A 22,064-nucleotide genomic window follows, 5' to 3' on the forward strand; every position below is an offset into this window, starting at 1 on the left:
GATCCGCAACTGGTTCGTCAAGCGGCCACGCTGGCATGTTCACTACACACCCACCTCAGCGTCTTGGATCAATCAGGTCGAACGTTTCTTCGCTTTGTTGACAGATCGAGCCATCAGACGCGGCGTGTTCCGCTCCGTCGCAGAACTCGAGCGCGCCATCACAGCCTATATCGATACCAACAATGCCAATCCAAAGCCGTTCAGATGGACCAAGAGCGCCGACGATATCCTCGCCTCAATTCAACGCTTCTGCCTGCGGTCCCTCACAAAAATGCCCAAAATGAAGACAAATTCCGAATCAGGACACTAGGGACATTGCATCGTCTTGTGGGATGAGCACGATCTACCCCTGCACGATACCTACTTTCTCTACGACGAGCACCCGTCCCGCTCCGATCAGTGTGGCATAGTCATCGTGCATAGGGCTAGGCTCACTGCCGATACGTACAACGCAGGGCGCATAAGCCGCCTGCACTATCTCATGGTAGCCACTTTGCGCGGCTTGATCGGTCATGGCAGGCTTTCTCGCCGCGGTTGCGCCATTTACGAACTGTTTCATCGCTGAGGCCATCCCGTTTGGCCACAACGCTCCTCGGGTCAAGAGACCGCGCGATCTCCGCTCGAACTGCTGGAGTCGTTCGTGCTTGCAGAAGGATCTGCATCATCACAGCTTTTTGCTTTTGAAGGGCGTAAAGCGCCACGCACTATGGGCGATAGCCCAGCTTACTTGGCGCCAAGGACATTCCGCAACCAGACACATACTCAAGGGACAGATTGGGGCCCCGTCAACATGCCTCCCGCCCAGTCTCAGTGGCCTCACACCCTGCTGACGAGATCTGCCGGGCAAGCCACCAAGGTCGAGCACTGTTGCAGCGTAATGATGTGTGTACTCCGCATAACCAACGTCCGCTACCGGAGATCAACAAAAATGCCGACCGACTGTTTGAGATCAGCGCCCTAGTCTTTCTGTTGATAGCCAAGCAGCATATGTTGGCAGATTAACCCCGCCCCGGTCGCATTAGGCTCGTCCTGTGATCAGGCTTATTCAGCAGGACACAGAAATTGCCGATTTATCCGGTGGATCCTTAGCCACAAAGGTTAACAAATCAATCTTTTTTTAAGGATTTAATGTATTAGACTTAATAGCAATATCGACAAGTAGATTAGATTTGAAAGTGAAGATAGGTGGGATCAGTTCATGGAATTTTTGGAAACCGAGGCTCATGGTGTTTCCTCTTTGACGAACTTGACTAGCCAAGAAAGTCCAGAGAACGTCTTTCTCGGGCGACAACCTATTCTTGGACGCGACCGCGAACTTATTGCCTATGAACTGCTGTTTCGTACTAGCTTCAATAATGCTGCGATGGTCGTCGATGACTTTGCTGCAACAGCACATGTGATCGACAGCGCTTTTCTCTCCCTTGGTATCCAGCAGGCTATCGGTAAAAAGACGGCTTTTATCAACGTCAATGCCGATATTCTTAAAAGTGATATCATCAACATTCTCCCACGCGAACAGGTAGTGCTTGAAATCCTCGAGCATGTCGATCTATCGGACGAACTGATCAAGCATTGCCAACAGATGAAGCAGAATGGCTATCGTTTAGCATTAGACGACGTAATAAATTTACGACCAGAGCATATATCGATGTTATCAACAGTCGACTATGTAAAATTCGATATCCGTGAAATCCAACTTGACGAAATGCGGCCGCTGATCGAGATGGCTCACGCCCATAGCGTGAAAGTAATCGCGGAAAAGGTAGAAACCGAAGAAGAATTCCAGACTTGTCATGATTCCGGAACGGATTATTTCCAGGGATATTTCTTTGCCCGTCCAACCGTTATTAGCGCTCGCGCCGCCCGGCCGCCGAGGCCAATTCTCATTTCCCTTCTAAAATATCTACACACGGAAGTTGATGTCAGAATTATTGAAAGCATGATCAAAGGGGCTCCTGATCTTACAGTGAGGCTGCTGCGGCTTGCCAATGCTGTCGGAATGCGATCACCAGTCAAGATCAGTAGCATTCGAGGCGCCATTCTACGCGTCGGCATAACACAGATCCGGCGTATGGTTTCGATCTCGTTGCTAGCGCGCTCCCAGTACAGCGACATTTCTGTCGATCCGATCGTGCAGGCTGCCGCCATACGCGGTCATCTTATGGAGAATCTCGCGTTGGCGAAAGGTCTTAGCGCCCTGCGTGAAGAAGCCTTTATGGTTGGTATCCTGAGCCTCGCCGCGCCGGTATTCGGTGCGTCGATGACAGAGCTCTTGCAGGTACTGGATCTTGATGACTCTCTACGGGAGGCACTGGTGTCGAGGTTGGGCCCGACCGGGGAACTGCTTACCTTTGTCGAAGCTTGCGAAAATTTTGATGCTCCAGAATCGCAAACTCTTCTTAGGCGTCTTTCGCCAGCCGAGTTAAAGGAAATCAACCGTATGCAGGCCGAAGCCGTTATCTGGGCAAGCAGCCTCTAATTATCGATTTGGGCTGAGACTTGTTGGGCCGTTCCAACATAACAAATCTCACCCCAAATTAACCGCCAGACCACATTAGACGCAAAATCTCTCGCATATGGCACATGCGCACTCTTCTCGCTGGTATCAATCCCATTATCCGCAACAGTCAAAGAGGCAAACCAGACGTAGCTAACAAAGCTGCCATAACCACCTGATCGCCAGGGTGGCATCAAATCAGAATCATGGCCGAGAATACCTCCGTCTCCCTGGTCACAATCATTCCAGCATGGCGGACACATTCATCTCGAAACCAAAAGGCGGCATGCTCCGGAATCATCACCAATGACTTCCCCAAACTTCGTTATCGGCGCGGGCCTCCCAATTAAATATCCCTGCAACAGAGAACACCCCGCCGTCCGAAGAATTGTCGCTTGCTCCTCGGTTTCCACTCCTTCAGCGACCACTGAAACGTTCAACGCGCGGCCCAGCCCCAAGACAGCCATCACGATCGCCTCTGCTTCACCGAGCCGACCGAGATCACTTACGAAAGATCGGTCGAGTTTAATTTTGTCGAAAGGGAACATTCGCAGCGTTGCCAGCGATGAGTAACCAGTTCCGAAATCGTCAATGGATATCTTAACTCCCAACGCCTTAATGCGTGCGAGTACGTTGGTCGCCGCATGGACATCGGATAACAAGAGCGACTCAGTCACCTCAAGTTCGAGCCGCTCGGGCTCGAGCCCACTTTCGGCTATTGCTGCGGCGACCAAGTCAGGAAGCCCGCCATCCTGGATCTGAATAGCAGAGATGTTTACAGCAACTCTCAGCTTTTTCGCCCAACCGGCCGCTTCGCGGCAGACCTCGCGTAGTACAAAGGTCCCAATCTCGATTATACTGCCTGTTTCCTCGGCAATTGGGATGAATACTGCAGGCGACACCTCGTCCCCGCTCCTTCTCCAACGTACCAGCGCCTCAAAGCCTACAATACGGTCAGAGGAGATTTCGAATAGAGGTTGGTAATGCACAGCCATTTCCCCTCGTTCGCAAGCACCGCGTAAATCGGCCTCCATCCGTCTGCGGTTGAGCTGTGTATCATTGATATCAGCGTTGAATACCGCGAAGTCATTACGTCCGGAAGACTTAACTTGGTAGAGCGCCATATCAGCATGCGACAGTAGCAATTCGGCAGTAGCTCCGTGATCTGGTGCCAACGCGATACCGATTGAAATCGAGCCAGCCAGTGTATGGCTCTCGGTTTCAGCCAGTCGATTCCTCACTGCGCCAAGAAGGCGCCCGGCCAGCGCACAGGCGTCCCCTACATCATCCACGTTTGCCTGCAGGACGACAAATTCGTCACCGCCGATGCGAGCTATCAGGTCGTTTGCTCGAGCTTCCTGCTTCAAGCAATTAGCTAGGTCTATAAGCAGGCGATCACCTACCGCATGGCCAAGCAAATCATTAACACTTTTGAAACGATCAACATCAATGATGTGAATAGCAAATTTATTACCTTGACGACGGCTAATTTCGAGCGAAACCTCGATTAGTTCATTTAAACGTCTACGGTTGGCGAGGCCAGTCAGAGCGTCGTGATCGGCGAGATAGCGGATTCGTTCATTGGCGCGGCGGCGATCCGAGATATCTTGGGTAATCACGAGGTACCCAGAAATGTCTTCCTCATCGCGCAGAGCGGCAACTTCGGTGCGAAACCAAGAATTGCCATTTTCTTCCGGCCATTCAAGCGCACCGCCATTACCCTGAAAGAGTTCGGCGACAGCCTGACGGTAGCCAATAGCCACGCGATCGACAAACCACTTGGTCCCGTACATCGATGCAGCACTAACATCCGGCAAATGACGCATACGACCGATGGGTACTACTTCCTCATGAGGCAGGAGCAATTGCCACGCAGAAAGTCCGGCGATCCTCTGGACCTCATCTAGCGCACCGGCATAAGCGTGGCTACGCTCGACTCCGCGTTGTGCAGTTTCGAGCATGAAATTCGTCAGCAGCGTCAATTTTTGGACAGTTAGATCTGTACTCTCTGTCTTTAACCGAACAGAGAGATCCCCTGTAACAACGCCGCACATCGATTGGCAAAGCTCCTCGATCGCAACGCGGTCAACCTGTTCCATATTATCCATGCGGGCTAAACCGCTTGCGCAGGTTTGAGTCGCACTTCGATGACAGAAGCAACTGAGTCGTGATCTCCATCAACAAAGATAATTTCGGCTATTTCGCCGCGACGGGTGGCAAGGCTACGGGCCAGTGCACAGTAGAAGTAGCTCAGCCGATTACTTGAACGATATTGAAGCCTAACTCCATCAGGTAAAGCAACAACTCGGAATTTGTCCGCCACCTTGCGCTGCGCGCTAGACCGTAGACCACAGGCGAGGCTGTTGTGAATGTCTGGCTGCATTAGCAGAAATCCTCGGGTATCAGGAGCCGCTTGAAAAAAACCTGAAAAATTCTGTTCAGCCCATTCGATGAAAAACTCGGCGATACTGTCAAAAACGCTTTCTGTCGTTGTGCCCATTTCGACCGCAGCGGCGCCAACCAGCGCGCAGCAAGCCTTGTCATCATATTCGGCATCAATTCTGAATGTATGCCCGTAGGGAAACCCTGCCCTCACGAGAATTGCCTGCCTCGTATCTAAAGCAACTTCCTGCTTGAGATACTGATCGATTGTGTGAGGAATGATACCTAGCATAGAAACACTATGCTCACAAATTATTGATCTTCTATTAGCAAGCTAAGCCGGTTACCTCGCAGAGAGCATCCCCAGTAATCGCGCAGGGATTCCGGCTTAATATCAGCCACCGTTCGGAGATGAAATCGGCTACCGGGCGGCAATTCAGGCAATTTCTTCAGGGGATTACACTCTAGATCCCATGTTTTGCTTTCCAATAAGAGCCGGCAGGGGAAGGCCGGATTTTTCCGCTGAGATTTGTCCCCTACGTACATTTGCTGATGAGCCTTGCTCAAGCACCGACCACTCTAGCCTGAAACAGGCGAGTTTCGCGCCCGTACATCAACCGCTAGTGTCTTGATCGACAAATAGTCTAAATTCTGACTAAACCTTGAACGCGGAGAGGCTGGAATGGCCAAGGGGCATGCGACTTCTGTCATGTATGATGCTATTTAAACAGTTGTCCTGACCGGGCTGATTCGCAAACATGGAGCACCACAGTTGCTCGCCTTGCGCGCCCGCATTGTGCTTGCTGCGGCGGAGGGGCTGACCAACAAGGAAATTGCGATGCATCTGAATGTCTGCGCCTATACCGCTGGCGTGTGTCGAAATCGATTTGCCCGCGATGGTCTGGATGGGCTGTACGATGAGCCCCTTCCCGGGGCACCGCGCCAGATTGGTGACGATGAAATTGCCCCCACAATCCGTAAAACCCTGGAGACGTGGCCGCAGGTAGCCAAACATTGGAGCTTGCGGACTATGGCGAAAGCTCGTGGGTCATTCACCATCCGATTCCCCCAACCCGGCCGATAAGGCAACGACCACGAGTGTCGGATTTGAGTATGCCCCCATCCGGGTTGGACGACTAGGAAAGACGCATACAGTCCATCTAATATTTTAGACGATATAGACAGAAGCCTGTTCTACCGCTCTAGCTAGAGCACTTTAATCCATCCGGCCATATAGCCATCACGGTCGGGACCATCGAAGCCGTGGGACATCGCCCAATGGCTTGGTCCATCGCATTGAAATATACAGTGCCAGCGGAAGTTGCCAGCTTTCTCAGGAGTGAAGGTATAAGTTGTGATGGCAGGCTTAATGCTGCCATTTGGCTCGTCAGTACCGGGCTTGATCATGATGTTCATAAGCCCCGGCGCGGTCATTGAGTGGTGGCCGTCATCGAAATTGATCACTGTAAACGTAACCGGCACCCCTACCTTAAGCACGAAAGATGATGGGGCGATCGTGTCATGATGCTGCTTATCCGGGCCGATGAAACCCATGCTACCCGGTAGGACATAAACTGTATAATGCTGTCTCGTTACATTGGCGAAGGCTGTCCCAATTGCTGTGGGAGTTCCAGGCTGACTGGCTGCCAGAGCAGGTTGTACTACTGCAACGCCCAAACCTAATACCGCGCAGGCGATAAGACCTGTTTTCATCTCATTTCTCCCATGAATTTATACCCAAAATTTTCGCGATTATACACCGTCAGAACCTCAGAGAAGAAGGGTTTATATCGATTATGCGCCTTAGTATTGACTTCAACCCCCGGGCGTCATCAGAATCAGCTTCCCAATACTTACGCCGTCCACGAGCACTAGGGTCAAAACCCAATAAATCTATTGTTATTTCCTTAGTTTGATGATTCGCTACTCCCGATTCGGGGGGCGCATGCGACGGAATTTATTTTGGCTGTCTGACAAGCAATGGGCGAAGATTGAACCGCTTTTGCCAACTGACGTGCGCGGCAAAGCGCGTGTCGATGACCGGAAGGTGCTGAGCGGCATCTTGCATGTGCTGAAAAGCGGTTGCCGCTGGTGCGATTGCCCGCCGGACTATGGCCCTCCGACGACGATTTACAATAGGTTTGTGCGCTGGGCCGAGCGGGGCGTTTGGGAGAGATTGTTTCAAAATCTTGCCAAGCGTGGCCGTTCGACTGGCACGCAAATGATTGATTCCACTCATATTAAGGCGCACCGCTCGGCATCGGGCGGAAAAGGGGGGAGCAAAAACAGGCGATTGGTCGGTCACGCGGCGGCCGCAACACGAAAATCCATGCAATCGCAGATGCTAAAGGACGTCTTCTTTCCCTCACCCTGACAGGCGGCGAGGCGCATGACTGCCCGGTCTCTGAACCGCTGATCGACACAACCAAGGCGCCCAAGAAATTCCTCGCCGACAAAGCCTATGACAGCGCTGAACTACGCAAGGCGCTGAAAAAGCGTGGTACAAAGCCAGTTATTCCAAATAAGTTCAACCGCAAGAAGCCTTTCAGCTTCAGCAAAAAAGCTTACAAAGAGCGCCACCTTATCGAAAATGCCTTCTGTCGACTGGAAGACTTCAGACGTATTGCAACGCGTTACGACCGGCTCGCCAGAAATTTCGCCGCGTCAATCTATCTCGTCGCCGCAGTTGTCTGGTGGATATTATGAGTCTGGGCCCTAATAACATCTGCGATCATTGTGCAGTGATCAGGATCTCCAGCTAAATATACAATAGGTAGGGCGTCGTTCATCATCATACAGAGGATATTAGCAATTAGCCTCGCGTCGATACTTGCCGATCCAAGCACCTGGCGATTGTCCGCGATGCTGAGCACTATCTCTAAGGTCACAGCAAGAGCATCATAACGGAAGATGGTTGGGAAATACATCACTTCGCTACGACTGACAAAACAACAAATTCGCTTGACCCTAGCGGCTAGAAGGCCAAGGTCTAGAACCTGATTACACACCTCCTGCACGGCGATCAGCTTGTGTTTCGTGTCTACGGCAAGCTGGGTATTGTAGCCGACTCCCACCTTCGTCATGCGCGCCATGGCGCGAGCATCGGGATCGGGCAGTGATATTTGGTCTTCGCCATTGCGGCCTAGTTCATACAACAGGGCCTGACGCCGTTCGCGTTTACCCTTGATTGCTGTGATCTTTTCGGCAAGCTTCCCGTCTCCACGGCCAGAGCCGCCACTATTGCCGCCAACGCGCTCTTCCGCGGCGTCGCCGTCATCAAGACGCTTTATGTAACCGGCCAGCTTCTTGTCGGCCTCGCGGATGAACTTCGACAGCGAGGCGCGGGGAAATTCTTCTCCTTGTTTTAACTGCCTTAATCCGTGCGCCATCGACGTCCAGCAGTTCCCGTCCAAACAGGTCCAACTCGCGGCATAGGAAGACGAACTCGCGGAATACCTACCCGGATGGCCAGCGACGGCAGGTAAGGACAAACGCTGCTGTAAGGTGGGGTATGGGCAGCGTCCCATTTGGAATGGATCATCCAATGCCTCAGGCTCCGAGAATCTACTATGTTTCTTCTGCGCTGGAATCCTGACCTTTCAAGCTGTGCGTAGATGACGGAGGTGTATCCTTTTTCTTAAAAACAGCGCGATGGTTAGGCGGAGGCAACAATGTTATTAACCGAGCAATTACAATCGCGACATAAAATTGACCAGTAACGGCTTCGAATGCTGTTAGGATTCGAGCAAAAGGATTGACCGGCAAGATATCTCCGGATCCAAGAGTAGTTAAGGTCTGCAAGCTAAAATAGATCGCGGCATTTGGATTTAGGGCGAGATGCGAATTGTTCGAAAAAGCCCCAGGATCGCCCGCGCTAATCAAAAGATATATATTAGACCAGATGCAACCGATAATTAGATACCCAGCCATGGCAGCACTTATTGTTTCCAGGTTAACTTCGTCGGCTATCAGAGTTTTCCGACCGACAAGAAGCAACACGGTAAAGAGTAAGGCAGTCAGGAGAGCAGATGACACCCATGTGTAGTCAACAACTCCGAGCTCTGGCTGGCTTACCAGCCAGCCTAAAGCTAAGGCTAGGACAATGAAGAAAGTCGAACGCTTTTTTCTGGTATGATGAATTGTGCCAACGACGAGAAGGGCAACGGCAGGGGCCAATATAAAACTACTTCTATTCCACGCGTCCATAATGGGATTGATGGCGATAAGCATCACAATGGACGACAAAAACAAACTGGCTCGATGGGCATTAATCCAATGCAAAAGTCGCTTCCGGTAATGGTCTAATATCAGTGTCCTCATGTAGTCTCCTTCCGCCGAAGCTGCTCGGCGCAGATGGTGTGGACGGGTGTCCTGAAGCATCCTCACCTGTTCCAGCAGGGGTACGAACACGCAAGTGTTTTTATGCATGCTAGCCGTGAACAGATATAAGCCGCAGCGTAAAGGTCGTCCATCTACATCCTTTCAGCGGATCGCAAAGAGGGCTGGTGGTTTTGCGTGACAAGATGAAGAGTAGCCCGAAAAATCTATAATGAATGGCCGCTTACCTAATTTTTCGTTCCAGATCAGCCAGACTGTTCACGGGTCGAACTCACCCGTTCGGTTGGCCGCATGACCATCAAGGTGATCGTCGCCGTAACGGAGTTCGAGCAAGATCTGCTGACTGACCGCACATAAGCTAGAGTCCACTAAGCCAGAGCGAGCGGCAAGATGATCGGTTGGCCTTCATCTTTGACGAATGAACCAAAAGCTACCGTGAGTGCGAAGGCGGGGTATCAATTTCATCTCTGGTGTGGAAATATATTGTTAACCGTCAAGCGATGGGGAGTGTCTTTGAATGAAGTATGCCCCATCAACGTATCACCCGGAGAATCTTATTTCCGAAATCGACTCTGTATTTTTCACACATTTCGGATGTGGCTTGGTAAAGCGCTTGTACAGCATTGCGGTCTGTACCGGCCGGAAGATCAAATATGACGATTTCGATGATCATGATATTCGCTCCGGCTGAATGAAACGACGCTCCTCCTGCGTGACTCCTCCATAACCATAGGCTGAAGCTCTACAATCGATGACATGAATATTTGAGTGCGGGTGCAGATTGCCAATCATCTCAGACAGTAGAGCGAATGCCTGCCTGTGAAATGCCGCCTTTTCCGCCTTGGTGTTGGTTTCATCTGTGATTGTCACCTCAAGCTTAAAAGCGTTTTTACCAAGAGCAGAAAGTGACTGACCTCCAATAAACCAGTCCTCGTGGGGGAGATACCAAACTTGCACGGCAGTCCGCTCTAGCTCTTTTTTTAAGATTTGACAGGTAACTTCCGCGACTTTGGCCGCTAACTTTTCACTCAATTCGCGGTTTGGGTGACCTGCGACAGTCAGAATGATCCCGGGCATGCTCGGCTCCTCAAGGTAATTGCCGACCCGGCTTGAAGGAAAACTTGCCATTTGAAAAGCCGGAAATTAAGGTGTCAGCCATCGGCATTTCCGGTTGATGACTATGGCCCGCCCTTTTGACCTTGAACTTCTCAACACTCTCATCGCCGTCTCGGAAGCTGGAAGCATTTCGACAGCTGCACCTCGACTTGGGCGATCACAGTCGGCGATCAGCGAACAGATCAAGAAACTAGAAGAGATGTGTGGGCTTTCGCTTTTCATCCGAGGCAAAAATGGAGTGAAGCTGACGCCCGCGGGCGAGCGGCTAGCGGAGCACGGACGCCGACTCCTGGCCCTAAGTGACGCAGCCCACCGGGATCTCCATGGTCTGCAGCTTGAGGGCGATCTGCGATTTGCCATCACCGACTATTTCCGCCCCTTAGCACTTCCAAGAATCCTTCGGCGAATCCGGGATCAATTTCCTAGGCTGCGTTTGCACGTTTCCATCCGCAAGAGCGCGCTGATCGAGCACGAAGACTCCACCGAAGATTTCGACATCGGCCTGTCAATGACCATCCTAGACACCGAAGCCAGGCGAAAAGAAGCCGCGCGACGCATCATTCTTCGAACTGAGCCATTATCGTGGGTTGCACACAAGGCTTTTCGCCTTCCGAATGACGGCGTGCTGCCACTCGTGGTGATGCCAGACTCGTGTTCTCTCCACCGCTTCACGGTCAGACGGTTAGACCAAAGCGGTGTTCAATACTCAGTGATGCACTCGGCCTCGGGCATTGCGGGCTTGCAACTGGCTCTGGCGGCTGGTCTTGGCGTGACATGCCTAAACGCTTCCGCCATCCCTGAGGATGCCGAACCTTACGGCGGCTCGACGCTGCCGGCATTACCACAGGTCGCCTTTACATTGGCGCCGCCACGAAACGGAGAGGCCGATGTCGTTTCTGGCGTACGAAAATTACTGATCGAACAAATGAGATAGGCTTGGCATACCGTCAATTAATTAAGAGGCGGCACAATATGTGTTGCCGACGACGTTACTGGTCATTTTTGCAGGACCAGGGGGGGCGCGGGCACGGCGCCAATCTGCGGGGTAACGGTCCCGATACTGCTTCTGATCCTCGATCCACCGGGCTGCCAGCTGCGCCATAACCGCCTCGATCGCGGGTTATTGCGCGGCGATTAGCGGGCCAGCAACTGCAACGCATCTCGCTCCCGGCGCTGCGCCCGTGCGCAGATGGCGCGTTTACGCGATGTATCGTTAAACGGCTCGATACAATAGTCGGGCTTGAATCTTGTAGCCGGGCCTCCCCATCAATGGGAAGCCGCTCCAAACGGCCAAGTTGTAATTCCCGTAGGCTTGTCCGACCAGACAATTCGACACACCCTGCAAATCTGCATGAACCACACTCTTGCTGCCCGCAGGCGCAGCAGCAGCGTTTTGTCTCACCTGTCGGAGATACGCCGAACTGGATGCATATGCGCGAGGCGGCAAGAAGATCTCGGTGATAATCGGGGCGCCGAGAAACAAGGCCAACCATCCGGGCCAACTTCGATGCGACATCGCGTCCTCTCCTGCTTGTCGCCTTTTATTCCCGTCGACTATCCGGTGATCGCAACGATCGCCCACACTGAAAGGTAGGTGATGAAAAAACCGGCGGCAGGCCCGATCAGCCAGCCTCGAAGGATTCCGAAGACCTGTTTCGTCTGGATCGTCTGCCGCCCACGCGCGAGGCCAGTGCCAGCCATGGCGCCGATCAGTGCCTGATTCATCGAGGTGAAATAGCCGAAGCTCACCGCGACAAGCACCACCAACGCCTGAACGGACTGCGCCGCCGTCGCCATCACGCGGTCCATCCGGACGACATCGAAGGCCACGCGTTCAAGCAGCGGCCGTCCCCAGGTCAAGACACCGAGGGCAAGTCCAAGTCCGCCGAGCACGCCCGAAAAGAGCGGCCCCGCCATGTGGATCGACAGGAACACGGCGGTCGCGTTCGAGACATCGTTGGCTCCCATCGCGACGGACGCTACCGCGCCGACGATCACAAGCAGACGAGAGATGACCAGCGCCATGCCGTCGCCCTCGAACCGGCAAATGCGATCGAATGTCCGCGTCAGGACATAACCGAGGACGCAGGCGACCAGCGGTGCCATGATCCATAGGACGACAAGGACGAAGATGCTGCGCCAGCGGATGCCCAACCCTAGCTGCACCGCCGCCCCGATGAGGCAGAAGACCAGAATCTAGATTGTAGAGGTCGGTATTCGAAGCTGCGTGAAGAGGGTTGTAAGAAGGAAGGCGACAGCAATCACGGTAATTGCGCCGATCATGCCGAGTTGATCGGTCACGATGCCATGACCAACCTGCTCAAGGACACCGCGACTGAGGAAGCTGGCTCCGAGCAGCGTCATGAGCGCCATCAGAAGCAGGGCGGGCCGCAGCCTTATGCTTCCGGAGGCGTAAGGCATGCCCATGCAGGCGCCCGTATAGTGTGCGCCCATACTCCAGGCGAAAGCGAACGCGATGGCAGCGAGACTGAATGTGCTGATGGAGATCACGTTACCTGCCCTGCTTGAGACACAAGAAATTCGGCCCATCGTTTAATATCGGTACCTCGATAATGACAACCGCTGAACCCGAATTCCACGACCTTCTGGGCGGCTTCATCCGGCTGCACATCCTCCACCGCACTGCCGCTGTTGAGATCAGCGCCGGGACGATAAAGGCGTTGGTAGCAGATCCGGCGGGCTTTCGAAGTGGCAGAGACTTTGCGGCCTGGCTGGGCCTGACGCCGAAATCGAACTCTTCCGGCGGCAAAGAATAGCTGGGGAGAATCTCCAAGTGCGGCAGCAAACAACTACGGACCTTACTTGTTGTCGGAGCCACATCGATCATCAAGCAGGCCCGACGCGGCTTGGCAGTAACAAATGGATCACCATGCTGCTGGCGCGACGGCCCTACAAGGCTGTTGCCGTGGCATTAGCCAATAAGATCGCACGCACGATTTGGACATTGCTCGTCAAAGGAGGAACATAATCGAGTGGAAGATCAGCAAAGCTGCCGTTACCAACAAAGGCCGCACACAAAATAACGGCCATGCGGTCATTCAATGCCAGACCTGTCGCTCATTCCAACTCATCGCGCACTAGGCTGCGGTTTTTTCTGGAAGCTTTCCCGATAGCGCACCGGCGTAATGCCGAGCCGTCGCTGGAAGGCGGCCCGCATCTGTTCAGGCGTGGTGAAGCCGCAATCGAAAGCTACCGCCTTCATCGCCCGGTCGGTCCCTTCAAGCAAGTTGCGCGCTTGATCGAGGCGAACGCTCTCGACGTAGTCATGCGGCGTTATGCTCAACTCCCTTATGAATATGCGCGCGATGCTGCGCGGACTGGTCCCCGCGATCTCAGCAAGCCGCTCGACTGAGAGCGGCTCGGCAAGATGCTCCAGGACGTAGGCTTGCACGCGGCCGATCGGCGTTTCCGGATCAGTGCGCGGCTGGAGCAGTGGGCTGAACTGCGATTGGCCGCCCTGACGCTGCGCCACCACCACCAGCCGCTTGGCACAGGCTAGTGCCAGTTCGGCGCCGAAATCCTCGCTCACCAGCGCAAGTGCGAGATCGATCCCGGCCGTGACGCCCGCGGACGTCACCAACGCGCCGTCGCGGATGTAGATCCGGTCCAGCTCGATGTGTGACGCTGGGAACATAGCGGCGAGTTGACCGGCATTCTGCCAGTGCGTCGTCGCTATCCGGCCGTCGAGCAAGCCGGCATGGCCGAGCGCGAAGGCGCCCGTGCAGATCGACCCGTAACGCGTCCCGCGCACCCCCCATTGCCGCAGCCACGACGACATCGCCTCATCCTCAGGAGCGTTCGGCAGCGCTGGACCGCCAGCGACCAGGACTGTGTGGAAGGGCCTGCACGCCTGCGCGAATGTGACATGCGCCATCATCATCATGCCGTTCGACGCCCTCAGCGGTCCCGCCTCGGCGGCGATCAGATAGCAATCATAGCCATCCACGGCGGGGATTCGCGCATTCGCCTCGGCGAAGACATCGAGCGGTCCCGCTACGTCGAGCGCCTGTACACCGTCATGGACAATCAAGGCGACGTTTTTCCTGCCCAAGGTTGCAGCTCTCCCATGCGCTCAACTCATTTCGCAATCTTCGCGATCAACACAACCCGCCGCGCGGACCCATCGGCAGCTTATCCACCAAGATTGGCAGGATATCAATGATTGTGATGTTTGCCGCCAATCTGAGGTGATGCGACAACGATCGGGCCAGGCGCAGGGATCATCCCCTTACCGAGACGCTGCTTCATCCCCTGCGCCGGCACCGACTTCAACAACGGACGATTAGCGCGTCCACCGTTCGTGCGGGGCCCGTTCGCGGCAACCTGGCGTGCGACCGCAAGGCTGGAGAGCTACCATGGCTGAAAACAGACGCTTTACCACCGCCGCCGGCGTTCCGGTGGCCAACAACACAGATATCATGACCGCGGGTCCCCGCGGTCCGGCACTGCTTCAGGATGTCTGGTTGATTGAGAAGCTCGCGCATTTCGATCGCGAGGTTATCCCCGAGCGCCGGATGCACGCCAAGGGCTGGGGCGCCTACGGCACCTTCACCGTCACCCACGACATCACCCGGTTCACACGCGCCAAGATCTTCTCGGAAGTTGGCAAGAAGACCGACCTGTTCACGCGCTTTTCGAGCGTGGCGGGCGAGCGCGGCGCCGCCGATGCCGAGCGCGACATCCGCGGCTTCGCGGTGAAATTCTACACCGAAGAGGGAAACTGGGATCTCGTCGGCAACAATACGCCGGTTTTCTTCTTCCGCGACCCGTTGCGCTTCCCGGACCTCAACCACGCGATCAAGCGCGATCCGCGCACAGGTCTGCGTTCGGCCGACAACAACTGGGATTTCTGGTCGCTGCTGCCCGAGGCGCTGCACCAGGTGACGATCGTTATGTCCGAACGCGGCCTGCCGAAGAGCTTCCGGCATATGCACGGCTTCGGCAGCCACACCTTTTCGATGATCAACGCCGCCAATGAGCGCGTGTGGGTCAAATTTCACTTCCGCACCCAGCAGGGCATCCAGAACCTGACTGACGCGGAGGCCGGCGAGATCGTTAAGAATGATCGTGAAAGCCATGGCCGTGACCTGTTCACAGCGATCGAGTGTGGCAACTTCCCGAAGTGGACAATGTTCATTCAGGTGATGACCGAGGAGCAAGCGAAGCATCACCGGCATAATCCGTTCGATCTTACCAAGGTGTGGCCAAGGGGCGCGTATCCGTTGATCGAGGTTGGCGAGTTCGAGTTGAACCGCAACCAGGAAAACTACTTCGCCGAGGTCGAGCAGTCGGCCTTCTCGCCGGCTAACGTCGTTCCTGGGATCGGCTTCTCGCCAGACAAGATGCTACAGGCGCGGCTGTTCTCCTATGCCGACGCGCAACGCTACCGCCTGGGCGTCAATTTCAACCACATCCCGGTCAACGCGCCCAAATGCCCGTTCCACTCTTACCACCGCGACGGCGCGATGCGGACCGACGGCAATCTGGGCGGCACCAGGACCTATTATCCCAACAGCGACGATCTCTGGGCTAACCAAGCCGCCTTCGCGGAGCCGCCAATGTCGGTCGATGGCGACGGCGCACGCTGGGATCATCGCGTCGATGATGATCACTGGGAGCAGCCGGGCAATCTGTTTCGCGCCATGAATCCCGCGCAGCAAGAAGCGCTATTCGGCAACACCGCCCGCGCGATGGGCGATGCCGCAGATCACATCAAGCGACGCCACATCGAGAATTGCACCCGCGCCGACCCGGCCTACGGCGCCGGCGTCGCCGCTGCGCTCGGCCTCGCGCTGGTGGCCCAGGCTGACGAATAAACTTTTCAACAGGAGTGAAGACCATGACCGATACCCTTCTGCACACCGCCGGGATCCACGGCATCAAAATTCCGGACAGCACGCTCGGCCACGCCATTACCGCGTTCATCCGCGACACCGAGACCGAACTGCTCTTCAACCATTCCAGCCGCGTCTACTTCTTCGGCGCACTCGCCGGCCAGCAGCGCAACCTGAGCTTTAACCACGAACTGCTTTATGCTGCGGCAATGTTTCACGATATCGGGCTGATGGAGCCGCACAGCAGCGAGCACCTGCGCTTCGAGGTCGACGGCGCCAACGCGGCGCGTGATTTCCTCAACAGCTACAACCTCGACCCTTCCGACATAGAGAAGGTCTGGACCGGTATCGCGCTGCACACCACGCCGGGTGTCCCAGAGTTCATGCACCCGGTGATCGCACTCACCACCGCCGGCGTCGAAATGGACGTGCTCGGCCTCACCTATGACAAATATGACGCGTCCGTCCGCGAGGCCATCGTGGCCGCATTTCCGCGCACGCCGAATTTCAAGGAAGACATCATCAATGCCTTCTATAACGGCATCAAGCACAAGCCCGATACGACCTTCGGTAATGTGAAGGCTGATGTGATCGCCGATAAGGAGCCACACTTTCACAAAGGCAACTTTTGCTCGGTAATCCGTCAATCTCGATGGAAGGCGTAAGATACGAGAGCCCGGAGAAAGCCGGGCTCTCGTACATCGACACGACGGCAGTTAGTCGCGCCGTTGCTTCCGAAGAACCCGCACGTCAGCAAAATCTTCCAACTTGGACGGTCACGCGGGTTGAAGGAGCGTCTACTTTCAAGATGGGGCATAGGGCCATTTATTGACGTCATGGACGCTGCCCAGGCAGCGGATAACTAGGGCCTGTGGTCATTTGAGTGAGGGATTCCTGCGCGCGGCTTTTCCTGATTCATAGGCGATCAGCAATTTGAAGGGCTGATCAACGGGGCGTTACGGGCTGAAGGCCGAGCAATGGGTGCGGATTGAACATCTTCTTCCTGGTAAGGACGGAGATGTTGGTGTGACAGCGAAAGATAATCGCCTTTTTGTTGAAGCCGTTTTGTATCATTACCGCTCTGGGATACCCTGGCGCGATCTGCCGGATCGGTTTGGCGATCCGTTGAACATTCACAAACGGTTCAGCCGCTGGGCGAAAAGCGGTGTCTGGGAACGGGTCTTTGCTTTTTTAGCTGCTGACGCTGACAATGAATACGCGATGATCGACAGCACCATTGTGCGCGCCCACCAGTACAGTGCCGGCGCCAAAAAAAAGCGGGCGAAGACCAAGCCATCGGACGATCTCGCGGCGGGTTGAGCACCCAAATACATGCCCTGGTAGATGCGCATGGATTGAGAATGCTCAAGTCGGTGCGTTCCTTGCCTATGCGAGCCGTTGTGGCCAAGCGCTGATCGACCGGCAACTCTACTTGCCGGAAGCCTGGGTCAACGCTGCTGAACGGCGAAATGCCGCCGCCATACCGGAGGAGATCAGCTTCCTTACCAAGCCGGCGATCGCGCGTGACATGATCACGGCTGCACTCGATACAGGAATGCCTTGCGCCTGGGTGCTGGCCGATGCGCTTTACGGTTCGGATTCGAAACTTCGTCATATGCTCGAAGCGCGCCGACAAGCCTATGTTCTCGCAGTCCGGTCCAACCATTGCCTGCGCATGGTCAAGGAACACGAGGGCCGCTCCTACGCGAGCGTCCGAAGCTGGCGCGTGCACGTTGGGTTCTGCCGCTTCATGCCCATGGGAGAGCGCGGCCTGCTGTGACAGCCCCCGGAACCTTACCAAGGTTTCCAAGTTGGATCCGTGGTCGAGGGAGCCCACACATATGCAGTTCCGGCCCCATGGCGCTATACCGGTATGCGTACACTCAGATTGGGACCACACGATCTATTCATGGATACGATCTGGCTTGAGGATTTCCTGGCTGTCCTTAACGAAGGCAGTTTTTCACGGGCAGCTGAACGCAGAGCGGTTAGCCAGCCAGCCTTCAGCCGGCGCATCAAGACACTTGAGATTTGGATCGGCACCCCTCTATTCGACCGTACGACGCATTCAGTGAAATTGACAAAAGCCGGAGAACATTTCCGGCCAGCGGCAGAGGACATGCTGCGGCAACTAAATCAGGCGCGATATGACGCGCTGATCGCCGCTCAGCTTCAGTCCGAGACGCTCAAGCTGGCGGCGACCCATGTGTTGTCTCTAACCTTTTTCCCGGTCTGGTTGCGTAAGCTTGAAGCCCAGGCTCCGTCGCCAGTAACGGTACAGTTGACCGCAGACCATATGGCGGCGTGTGAGAAGGTGATGCTGGAAGGGCGGGCGCAGTTTCTGCTCTGCCACGACCATCCCGCCGCGGCGACCAAGCTGGCGAGCAATGCGTTCCGCTCCGTCGAGGTCGGGCAGGATGTACTGGTGCCAGTGACCCAGCCCGCGCTGTTACAGGCTTACGGCGAAAGCAACTTGCCCTACCTCGCCTACACGTCGGAATCAGGCATGGGCCGGATCCTTGCGGCGAGTTGGGCGAAGACGGGCCGAAAACCGCCAGCGGACCCCAGTTTTTCCTCGCATCTCGCCAGTGTTCTGGCGGCCATGGCGCGCGATGGCCGGGGCATGGCGTGGTCGCCGCTCAGCTTGGTGACCGACGATATCGAAGGCGGGCGGTTGGTCCGGCTCCGGCAGGGCGCGGACGACGTGCCGATGGCAATCAGGCTGTTTCGGCCAAGGGCGCGCCAATCGCCCGCCGCCGAAGCGCTATGGAACCGGGCTCTAAAGCTCTCTAAAGTGGCTTGAGGAAGGCGAGCAGCTCACTGGTCGTTTCCTCGGGACGTTCCTCCTGCAGGGTATGGCCGCAATCGAAGGCGCGTCCTCTCACATTCAACGCCTTCTCGCGCCACGTCTCCAACACATCATAAAGTTCCCCAACTGTGCCCATAGCGCCCCAGATGGCCAGCAAGGGCGCCTGAATCCTCACCTCCTCGTCGGCGGCGTCATGGTCAAGATCGATGCTGGCGGCGGCGCGGTAATCCTCGCAGATGGCATGACGCGTGCGCGGATCGCTGTAGCAGCGCAGATATTCGGCAAAAGCCGCCGGCTCCGTCGCGCCTGGGGTTTTGGTCTGCCCCTCGATATGGGTCCTGAGAAAAAATTCCGGGTCAGCGGCGATCAGCCTCTCCGGCAGCGGTGCCGGCTGGATCAGGAAGAACCACCAGAAATACCGCGAGGCGAAAGCCTTGTTGGTTCGCGCATACATCGTCACGGTTGGGGCGATGTCGATGACGGCGATTCGTTCCACGGCATTGGGATGATCGAGTGCCATCCGGTGGGCAACCCGTCCACCACGGTCATGCCCTACAACGGCGAAGCGCTCAAACCCCAACGCCCGCATCACCGCGACTTGGTCCTTCGCCATCTCGCGCTTCGAGTAGGCAACATGATGTTCACCGCCTTCGGGCTTGGAGCTGTCCCCATAGCCGCGCAGATCGGGAGCAATAACGGTAAAATGCCGGGCCAACGCCGGCGCTACTTTTCGCCAGGTCACATGCGTCTGCGGATGGCCGTGGAGCAGAAGCAAAGGCGGCCCCTCCCCGCCAGCGGCGGCCCGTATGGCAAGCCCGTCCGCAAGCTGTATATCAGCCAACCTGAACCCTTCGAGGAAGGGTGAATTGCCCCGTTCAATTACAGCAGCCATGGATTTGCCCGCAGATAGGAATGTTCGAAGGCTTTGATATCCTCCTGGTAGCGCAGCGTCTCGCCGATGGCATCCCGCCCTTCGATCAAAGCTTCCTTGCGCGGGATGTCGATATCGAAGCGGATGCCGGCGCAGCCTGACATCTCAATGCTCTGGCTAGGCAAATCGATCGTCAGGCGGTTGGCTTTCGGGTTGCTGGCGCAGCCCATGATCTGGGCCAGCGCCGCTTCACCGACCGTGATCGCCAGCAAGCCGTTGCGGGCGCAATTGTCGAAGAAGATGCCTGCGAAGCTGGTGCCTATGAGAGCGCGGATACCCAGCTGCCTTAGCCCCCACACCGCATGCTCACGGCTGGAGCCGCAGCCGAAATTCTCACCCACAACCAAGAAGCGGGCCTCCCGCCATGGGGCCTGGTTCAGTACGAATCCAGGATTTTCCTGACCCGCCGCGTCAAAGCGCAAATCATGGAACAGGCCACGGTCGAGCCCGCTGCGGTCAACGCCCTTCAGAAACTGCTTGGGCATGATCACGTCCGTATCGATATTCGCCGCCGGTATCGGCGCCGCGATTCCGGTGACGCTGACAAAGCGTTCCATTGTCCTGCTCCTCAAAGCGTCCTGGTATCGGTCAGGCGGCCACGTATCGCGGCCGCTGCGACCATCGCCGGGCTCATCAAATGGGTGCGACCGCCCGCCCCCTGACGCCCTTCGAAATTGCGGTTGGTGCTGGAGGCGCAACGCTCGCCCGGCGCCAGCACGTCATCATTCATGGCGAGGCACATGGAGCAGCCTGATTGCCGCCACTCGAAACCCGCCTCAATGAACACGCGGTCCAGCCCCTCCGCCTCCGCCACGCGTCGGACGGCACTGGAACCCGGTACCACCATGGCCCTGACGCCGGAGGCAATACGCCGCCCCCGTACCACCGACGCCGCATCGCGCAGATCCTCAATGCGCGCATTGGTGCAAGAGCCGATGAAGGCGCGGTCGATGGCGATGCTGTCGAGCTTTATTCCCGGCCGCAGGCCCATGTAATCAAGCGCCCGCTCCATGTCCCGGCGACGATTTGGGTCCAATTCATGGGTGGGGTCGGGCACGGCATCGCCAATGGGTAGCGCCTGGTCGGGACTCGTGCCCCAGGTGACCATGGGCTGGATATCCGCGCCATAAAGCGCGATCTCCCGGGCGAACGGCGCTTCCTCGTCGCTGCACAGCCCCTTCCATGCCTCGACGGCCTGCTTCCATGCCGCGCCACGCGGCGCGCGCGGGCGCCCCTGGAGATAGGCCAGAACCTTTTCGTCGGGTGCCATCACCACGCCGCGCGCGCCGCCTTCGACGATCATGTTGCAGATCGTCATGCGCCCCTCGACGCTGAGTGCGTCGATGGCTGCTCCCGCGAATTCGACCGCGTATCCATTGGCACCGGAGGCGCCGATCTCGCGGATAAGCGCCATGACGATGTCCTTTGCCGTAACGCCTGGGGCGAGCGTGTCGTTCACGATCACGCGCATGGGCCTGAGACGCCGGTAGATTAGCGTTTGAGTCGCCAGATAATGCTCGATGTCAGAGGTGCCGATGCCGAAGCCCAGCGCTCCGAAGGCACCGTATGTGGTGGTGTGGCTATCCCCGGCGGCGATCACCATACCGGGCAGAACAAGCCCGAGTTCCGGCATGACTACATGCTCAATGCCCTGGTTCTCATGCAGGATGTCGAACAGCTCAATGCCGAAATCTCGGCAGTTTCTTTCGAAATACTCCGTCTGCCGCGCGGCCTGTTCATCCGGCATTGCCGCCGTACGGCGCGGCGCGGTCGGGTTGACATGGTCTACCGTGCCAAGCGCCGCACGCGGCCGCCATACTTCGCGGCCAGCCTCCCGCAGCCCTGTGAAAGCTTGCGGGCTCGTATATTCGTTGAGGACGGTGCGATCGACATAAAGCAGCACCTGTTGGCCCGCCTCGTCCAGCCAGCGGATCGTGTGGCTGTCCACAAGTTTGTCATACAGGGTGCGCGGGTCGGGCACGTGGATTATCTCCAATGTTTGAACGGGCAACCGATGCCACTCTACCGTGCTGAATATACGCCGAAAATTCCGCACGGTTATGCAAACTATGCATCAATTCATTTGGTATCGGCCTTGGAGTTCTGGGCACACCTCGGGCTAGGCGGGAAACCTAA

Annotated in this window: 24 protein-coding genes and 3 pseudogenes; 11 read left to right on the forward strand and 16 right to left on the reverse strand. The window is 56.1% G+C overall.

Annotated features, from left to right (window positions below):
- Positions 1-310 (forward strand): annotated as a pseudogene (locus BUB54_RS14365) (IS630 family transposase); the annotation flags it as partial.
- Between the two features lie 33 nt (positions 311-343).
- Here BUB54_RS14365 and BUB54_RS20880 read toward each other — a convergent pair.
- The gene (locus BUB54_RS20880; protein WP_175556521.1) at positions 344-559 is read right to left on the reverse strand and encodes a hypothetical protein; all 216 of its coding nucleotides are present in this window, start codon (positions 557-559) and stop codon (positions 344-346) included.
- A pseudogene (locus BUB54_RS14370) lies at positions 486-665 on the reverse strand (IS481 family transposase); the annotation flags it as partial. The pseudogene BUB54_RS14370 and the gene BUB54_RS20880, both read right to left, overlap by 74 nt.
- A 533-nt stretch (positions 666-1,198) precedes the next feature.
- Here BUB54_RS14370 and BUB54_RS14375 point away from each other — a divergent pair.
- Complete coding sequence (locus BUB54_RS14375; protein ID WP_048880462.1) at positions 1,199-2,479, forward strand: EAL and HDOD domain-containing protein; 1,281 nt, start codon at positions 1,199-1,201, stop codon at positions 2,477-2,479.
- A 281-nt stretch (positions 2,480-2,760) separates the two neighbouring features.
- On the opposite strand, the gene BUB54_RS14380 is transcribed toward BUB54_RS14375, so the two are convergent.
- Both BUB54_RS14380 and BUB54_RS14385 read right to left on the reverse strand, forming a co-directional pair.
- Positions 2,761-4,605: a putative bifunctional diguanylate cyclase/phosphodiesterase gene (locus tag BUB54_RS14380; protein WP_048880463.1), complete on the reverse strand. Its 1,845-nt coding sequence runs from the start codon at positions 4,603-4,605 to the stop codon at positions 2,761-2,763.
- A gap of 5 nt (positions 4,606-4,610) precedes the next feature.
- Complete coding sequence (locus BUB54_RS14385; RefSeq protein WP_048880464.1) at positions 4,611-5,171, reverse strand: heme NO-binding domain-containing protein; 561 nt, start codon at positions 5,169-5,171, stop codon at positions 4,611-4,613.
- A 480-nt stretch (positions 5,172-5,651) separates the two neighbouring features.
- Here BUB54_RS14385 and BUB54_RS14390 point away from each other — a divergent pair, with 480 nt between their 5' ends.
- The gene (locus BUB54_RS14390; protein ID WP_048880465.1) at positions 5,652-5,963 is read left to right on the forward strand and encodes a helix-turn-helix domain-containing protein; all 312 of its coding nucleotides are present in this window, start codon (positions 5,652-5,654) and stop codon (positions 5,961-5,963) included.
- A gap of 122 nt (positions 5,964-6,085) precedes the next feature.
- Here BUB54_RS14390 and BUB54_RS14395 read toward each other — a convergent pair whose 3' ends face one another.
- Positions 6,086-6,592: a cupredoxin domain-containing protein gene (locus BUB54_RS14395; RefSeq protein WP_139284926.1), complete on the reverse strand. Its 507-nt coding sequence runs from the start codon at positions 6,590-6,592 to the stop codon at positions 6,086-6,088.
- A gap of 232 nt (positions 6,593-6,824) precedes the next feature.
- Here BUB54_RS14395 and BUB54_RS20015 point away from each other — a divergent pair.
- Positions 6,825-7,585 (forward strand): IS5 family transposase gene (locus BUB54_RS20015; protein ID WP_139284927.1). Its coding sequence is split into 2 segments (ribosomal slippage): positions 6,825-7,164 and positions 7,164-7,585, totalling 762 coding nucleotides; the frame shifts between segments, so codons are not numbered across the junction.
- Here BUB54_RS20015 and BUB54_RS21195 read toward each other — a convergent pair.
- The 4 genes from BUB54_RS21195 to BUB54_RS14420 form a co-directional block, all read right to left on the reverse strand.
- Positions 7,549-8,268: a hypothetical protein gene (locus BUB54_RS21195; RefSeq protein WP_052948315.1), complete on the reverse strand. Its 720-nt coding sequence runs from the start codon at positions 8,266-8,268 to the stop codon at positions 7,549-7,551. The two genes, BUB54_RS20015 and BUB54_RS21195, sit on opposite strands and share 37 nt — an antisense overlap.
- A 178-nt stretch (positions 8,269-8,446) precedes the next feature.
- Complete coding sequence (locus tag BUB54_RS14415; RefSeq protein WP_048877992.1) at positions 8,447-9,199, reverse strand: potassium channel family protein; 753 nt, start codon at positions 9,197-9,199, stop codon at positions 8,447-8,449.
- A gap of 550 nt (positions 9,200-9,749) precedes the next feature.
- Positions 9,750-9,890 (reverse strand): hypothetical protein, encoded by a 141-nt coding sequence (locus BUB54_RS20885; protein WP_158320080.1) that lies wholly within the window; start codon positions 9,888-9,890, stop codon positions 9,750-9,752.
- The gene (locus BUB54_RS14420; RefSeq protein WP_048877991.1) at positions 9,887-10,294 is read right to left on the reverse strand and encodes a tautomerase family protein; all 408 of its coding nucleotides are present in this window, start codon (positions 10,292-10,294) and stop codon (positions 9,887-9,889) included. The genes BUB54_RS20885 and BUB54_RS14420 overlap by 4 nt, the downstream gene beginning before the upstream one ends.
- A gap of 103 nt (positions 10,295-10,397) precedes the next feature.
- Here BUB54_RS14420 and BUB54_RS14425 point away from each other — a divergent pair, with 103 nt between their 5' ends.
- Positions 10,398-11,267 carry a LysR family transcriptional regulator gene (locus BUB54_RS14425; protein ID WP_048877998.1) on the forward strand — a complete coding sequence of 290 codons (870 nt, stop codon included), beginning with the start codon at positions 10,398-10,400 and terminating at the stop codon, positions 11,265-11,267.
- Between the two features lie 620 nt (positions 11,268-11,887).
- On the opposite strand, the gene BUB54_RS22110 is transcribed toward BUB54_RS14425, so the two are convergent.
- Together BUB54_RS22110 and BUB54_RS22115 are read right to left on the reverse strand one after the other, a co-directional pair.
- Positions 11,888-12,439: an inorganic phosphate transporter gene (locus tag BUB54_RS22110; protein WP_244890790.1), complete on the reverse strand. Its 552-nt coding sequence runs from the start codon at positions 12,437-12,439 to the stop codon at positions 11,888-11,890.
- A 90-nt stretch (positions 12,440-12,529) separates the two neighbouring features.
- Positions 12,530-12,844 (reverse strand): inorganic phosphate transporter, encoded by a 315-nt coding sequence (locus BUB54_RS22115; protein ID WP_241869327.1) that lies wholly within the window; start codon positions 12,842-12,844, stop codon positions 12,530-12,532.
- A 62-nt stretch (positions 12,845-12,906) separates the two neighbouring features.
- On the opposite strand from BUB54_RS22115, the gene BUB54_RS21200 reads away from it, so the two are divergent.
- Entirely contained in the window at positions 12,907-13,110 is a 204-nt protein-coding gene (locus tag BUB54_RS21200; RefSeq protein ID WP_199444672.1) for a transposase, read from the forward strand.
- 133 nt (positions 13,111-13,243) lie between these two features.
- On the opposite strand, the gene BUB54_RS21205 is transcribed toward BUB54_RS21200, so the two are convergent.
- Together BUB54_RS21205 and BUB54_RS14450 are read right to left on the reverse strand one after the other, a co-directional pair.
- On the reverse strand, positions 13,244-13,384 hold the full coding sequence (locus tag BUB54_RS21205; RefSeq protein WP_199444671.1) for a hypothetical protein: 141 nt from the start codon (positions 13,382-13,384) through the stop codon (positions 13,244-13,246).
- Positions 13,385-13,421: 37 nt separating this feature from the next.
- Positions 13,422-14,405, reverse strand: a complete 984-nt coding sequence (locus BUB54_RS14450) for a GlxA family transcriptional regulator (protein ID WP_048877988.1) — start codon at positions 14,403-14,405, stop codon at positions 13,422-13,424.
- 304 nt (positions 14,406-14,709) lie between these two features.
- Here BUB54_RS14450 and BUB54_RS14455 point away from each other — a divergent pair, with 304 nt between their 5' ends.
- The 5 genes and pseudogenes from BUB54_RS14455 (at position 14,710) to BUB54_RS14475 (ending at position 18,991) form a co-directional block, all read left to right on the forward strand.
- Positions 14,710-16,170 carry a catalase gene (locus BUB54_RS14455; RefSeq protein ID WP_048877987.1) on the forward strand — a complete coding sequence of 487 codons (1,461 nt, stop codon included), beginning with the start codon at positions 14,710-14,712 and terminating at the stop codon, positions 16,168-16,170.
- A 23-nt stretch (positions 16,171-16,193) separates the two neighbouring features.
- Positions 16,194-16,853, forward strand: coding sequence for an HD domain-containing protein (locus BUB54_RS14460; protein ID WP_048877986.1), 660 nt, complete (start codon positions 16,194-16,196; stop codon positions 16,851-16,853).
- A gap of 298 nt (positions 16,854-17,151) precedes the next feature.
- A pseudogene (locus BUB54_RS22120) lies at positions 17,152-17,543 on the forward strand (IS5 family transposase); the annotation flags it as partial.
- Positions 17,543-17,968, forward strand: coding sequence for a transposase (locus tag BUB54_RS22125; protein ID WP_408735455.1), 426 nt, complete (start codon positions 17,543-17,545; stop codon positions 17,966-17,968). The pseudogene BUB54_RS22120 and the gene BUB54_RS22125, both read left to right, overlap by 1 nt.
- 129 nt (positions 17,969-18,097) lie before the next feature.
- Positions 18,098-18,991, forward strand: a complete 894-nt coding sequence (locus BUB54_RS14475; RefSeq protein WP_048877984.1) for a LysR family transcriptional regulator — start codon at positions 18,098-18,100, stop codon at positions 18,989-18,991.
- Here BUB54_RS14475 and BUB54_RS14480 read toward each other — a convergent pair.
- Genes BUB54_RS14480 through leuC form a run of 3 tightly spaced genes read right to left on the reverse strand, consistent with a single transcriptional unit; the run spans position 18,978 to position 21,909 of the window.
- Positions 18,978-19,889 (reverse strand): alpha/beta fold hydrolase, encoded by a 912-nt coding sequence (locus BUB54_RS14480; protein WP_048877983.1) that lies wholly within the window; start codon positions 19,887-19,889, stop codon positions 18,978-18,980. The two genes, BUB54_RS14475 and BUB54_RS14480, sit on opposite strands and share 14 nt — an antisense overlap.
- Positions 19,877-20,485 (reverse strand): 3-isopropylmalate dehydratase small subunit, encoded by a 609-nt coding sequence (gene leuD, locus BUB54_RS14485; protein WP_048877982.1) that lies wholly within the window; start codon positions 20,483-20,485, stop codon positions 19,877-19,879. Before leuD ends, BUB54_RS14480 begins: the two co-directional genes overlap by 13 nt.
- Positions 20,486-20,496: 11 nt before the next feature.
- A complete protein-coding gene (gene leuC, locus BUB54_RS14490) occupies positions 20,497-21,909 on the reverse strand; it encodes a 3-isopropylmalate dehydratase large subunit (RefSeq protein ID WP_048877981.1) in 1,413 nt (470 codons plus the stop codon).
- Positions 21,910-22,064: the final 155 nt, after the last annotated feature.

The organism is Acidocella aminolytica 101 = DSM 11237 (genome assembly GCF_900129125.1).
GTDB classification, from domain to species: Bacteria; Pseudomonadota; Alphaproteobacteria; order Acetobacterales; family Acetobacteraceae; genus Acidocella; species Acidocella aminolytica.

Bases quoted from the DNA above. Each gene is read 5' to 3' on its own strand.
- BUB54_RS20880 (WP_175556521.1), bottom strand. From the start codon at position 559: ATGAAACAGTTCGTAAATGGCGCAACCGCGGCGAGAAAGCCTGCCATG.
- BUB54_RS14375 (WP_048880462.1), top strand. From the start codon at position 1,199: ATGGAATTTTTGGAAACCGAGGCTCATGGTGTTTCCTCTTTGACGAAC.
- BUB54_RS14380 (WP_048880463.1), bottom strand. From the start codon at position 4,605: ATGGATAATATGGAACAGGTTGACCGCGTTGCGATCGAGGAGCTTTGC.
- BUB54_RS14385 (WP_048880464.1), bottom strand. From the start codon at position 5,171: ATGCTAGGTATCATTCCTCACACAATCGATCAGTATCTCAAGCAGGAA.
- BUB54_RS14395 (WP_139284926.1), bottom strand. From the start codon at position 6,592: ATGAAAACAGGTCTTATCGCCTGCGCGGTATTAGGTTTGGGCGTTGCA.
- BUB54_RS21195 (WP_052948315.1), bottom strand. From the start codon at position 8,268: ATGGCGCACGGATTAAGGCAGTTAAAACAAGGAGAAGAATTTCCCCGC.
- BUB54_RS14415 (WP_048877992.1), bottom strand. From the start codon at position 9,199: ATGAGGACACTGATATTAGACCATTACCGGAAGCGACTTTTGCATTGG.
- BUB54_RS20885 (WP_158320080.1), bottom strand. From the start codon at position 9,890: ATGATCATCGAAATCGTCATATTTGATCTTCCGGCCGGTACAGACCGC.
- BUB54_RS14420 (WP_048877991.1), bottom strand. From the start codon at position 10,294: ATGCCCGGGATCATTCTGACTGTCGCAGGTCACCCAAACCGCGAATTG.
- BUB54_RS14425 (WP_048877998.1), top strand. From the start codon at position 10,398: ATGGCCCGCCCTTTTGACCTTGAACTTCTCAACACTCTCATCGCCGTC.
- BUB54_RS22110 (WP_244890790.1), bottom strand. From the start codon at position 12,439: ATGGCACCGCTGGTCGCCTGCGTCCTCGGTTATGTCCTGACGCGGACA.
- BUB54_RS21200 (WP_199444672.1), top strand. From the start codon at position 12,907: ATGACAACCGCTGAACCCGAATTCCACGACCTTCTGGGCGGCTTCATC.
- BUB54_RS21205 (WP_199444671.1), bottom strand. From the start codon at position 13,384: ATGGCCGTTATTTTGTGTGCGGCCTTTGTTGGTAACGGCAGCTTTGCT.
- BUB54_RS14455 (WP_048877987.1), top strand. From the start codon at position 14,710: ATGGCTGAAAACAGACGCTTTACCACCGCCGCCGGCGTTCCGGTGGCC.
- BUB54_RS14460 (WP_048877986.1), top strand. From the start codon at position 16,194: ATGACCGATACCCTTCTGCACACCGCCGGGATCCACGGCATCAAAATT.
- BUB54_RS14475 (WP_048877984.1), top strand. From the start codon at position 18,098: ATGGATACGATCTGGCTTGAGGATTTCCTGGCTGTCCTTAACGAAGGC.
- BUB54_RS14480 (WP_048877983.1), bottom strand. From the start codon at position 19,889: ATGGCTGCTGTAATTGAACGGGGCAATTCACCCTTCCTCGAAGGGTTC.
- leuD (WP_048877982.1), bottom strand. From the start codon at position 20,485: ATGGAACGCTTTGTCAGCGTCACCGGAATCGCGGCGCCGATACCGGCG.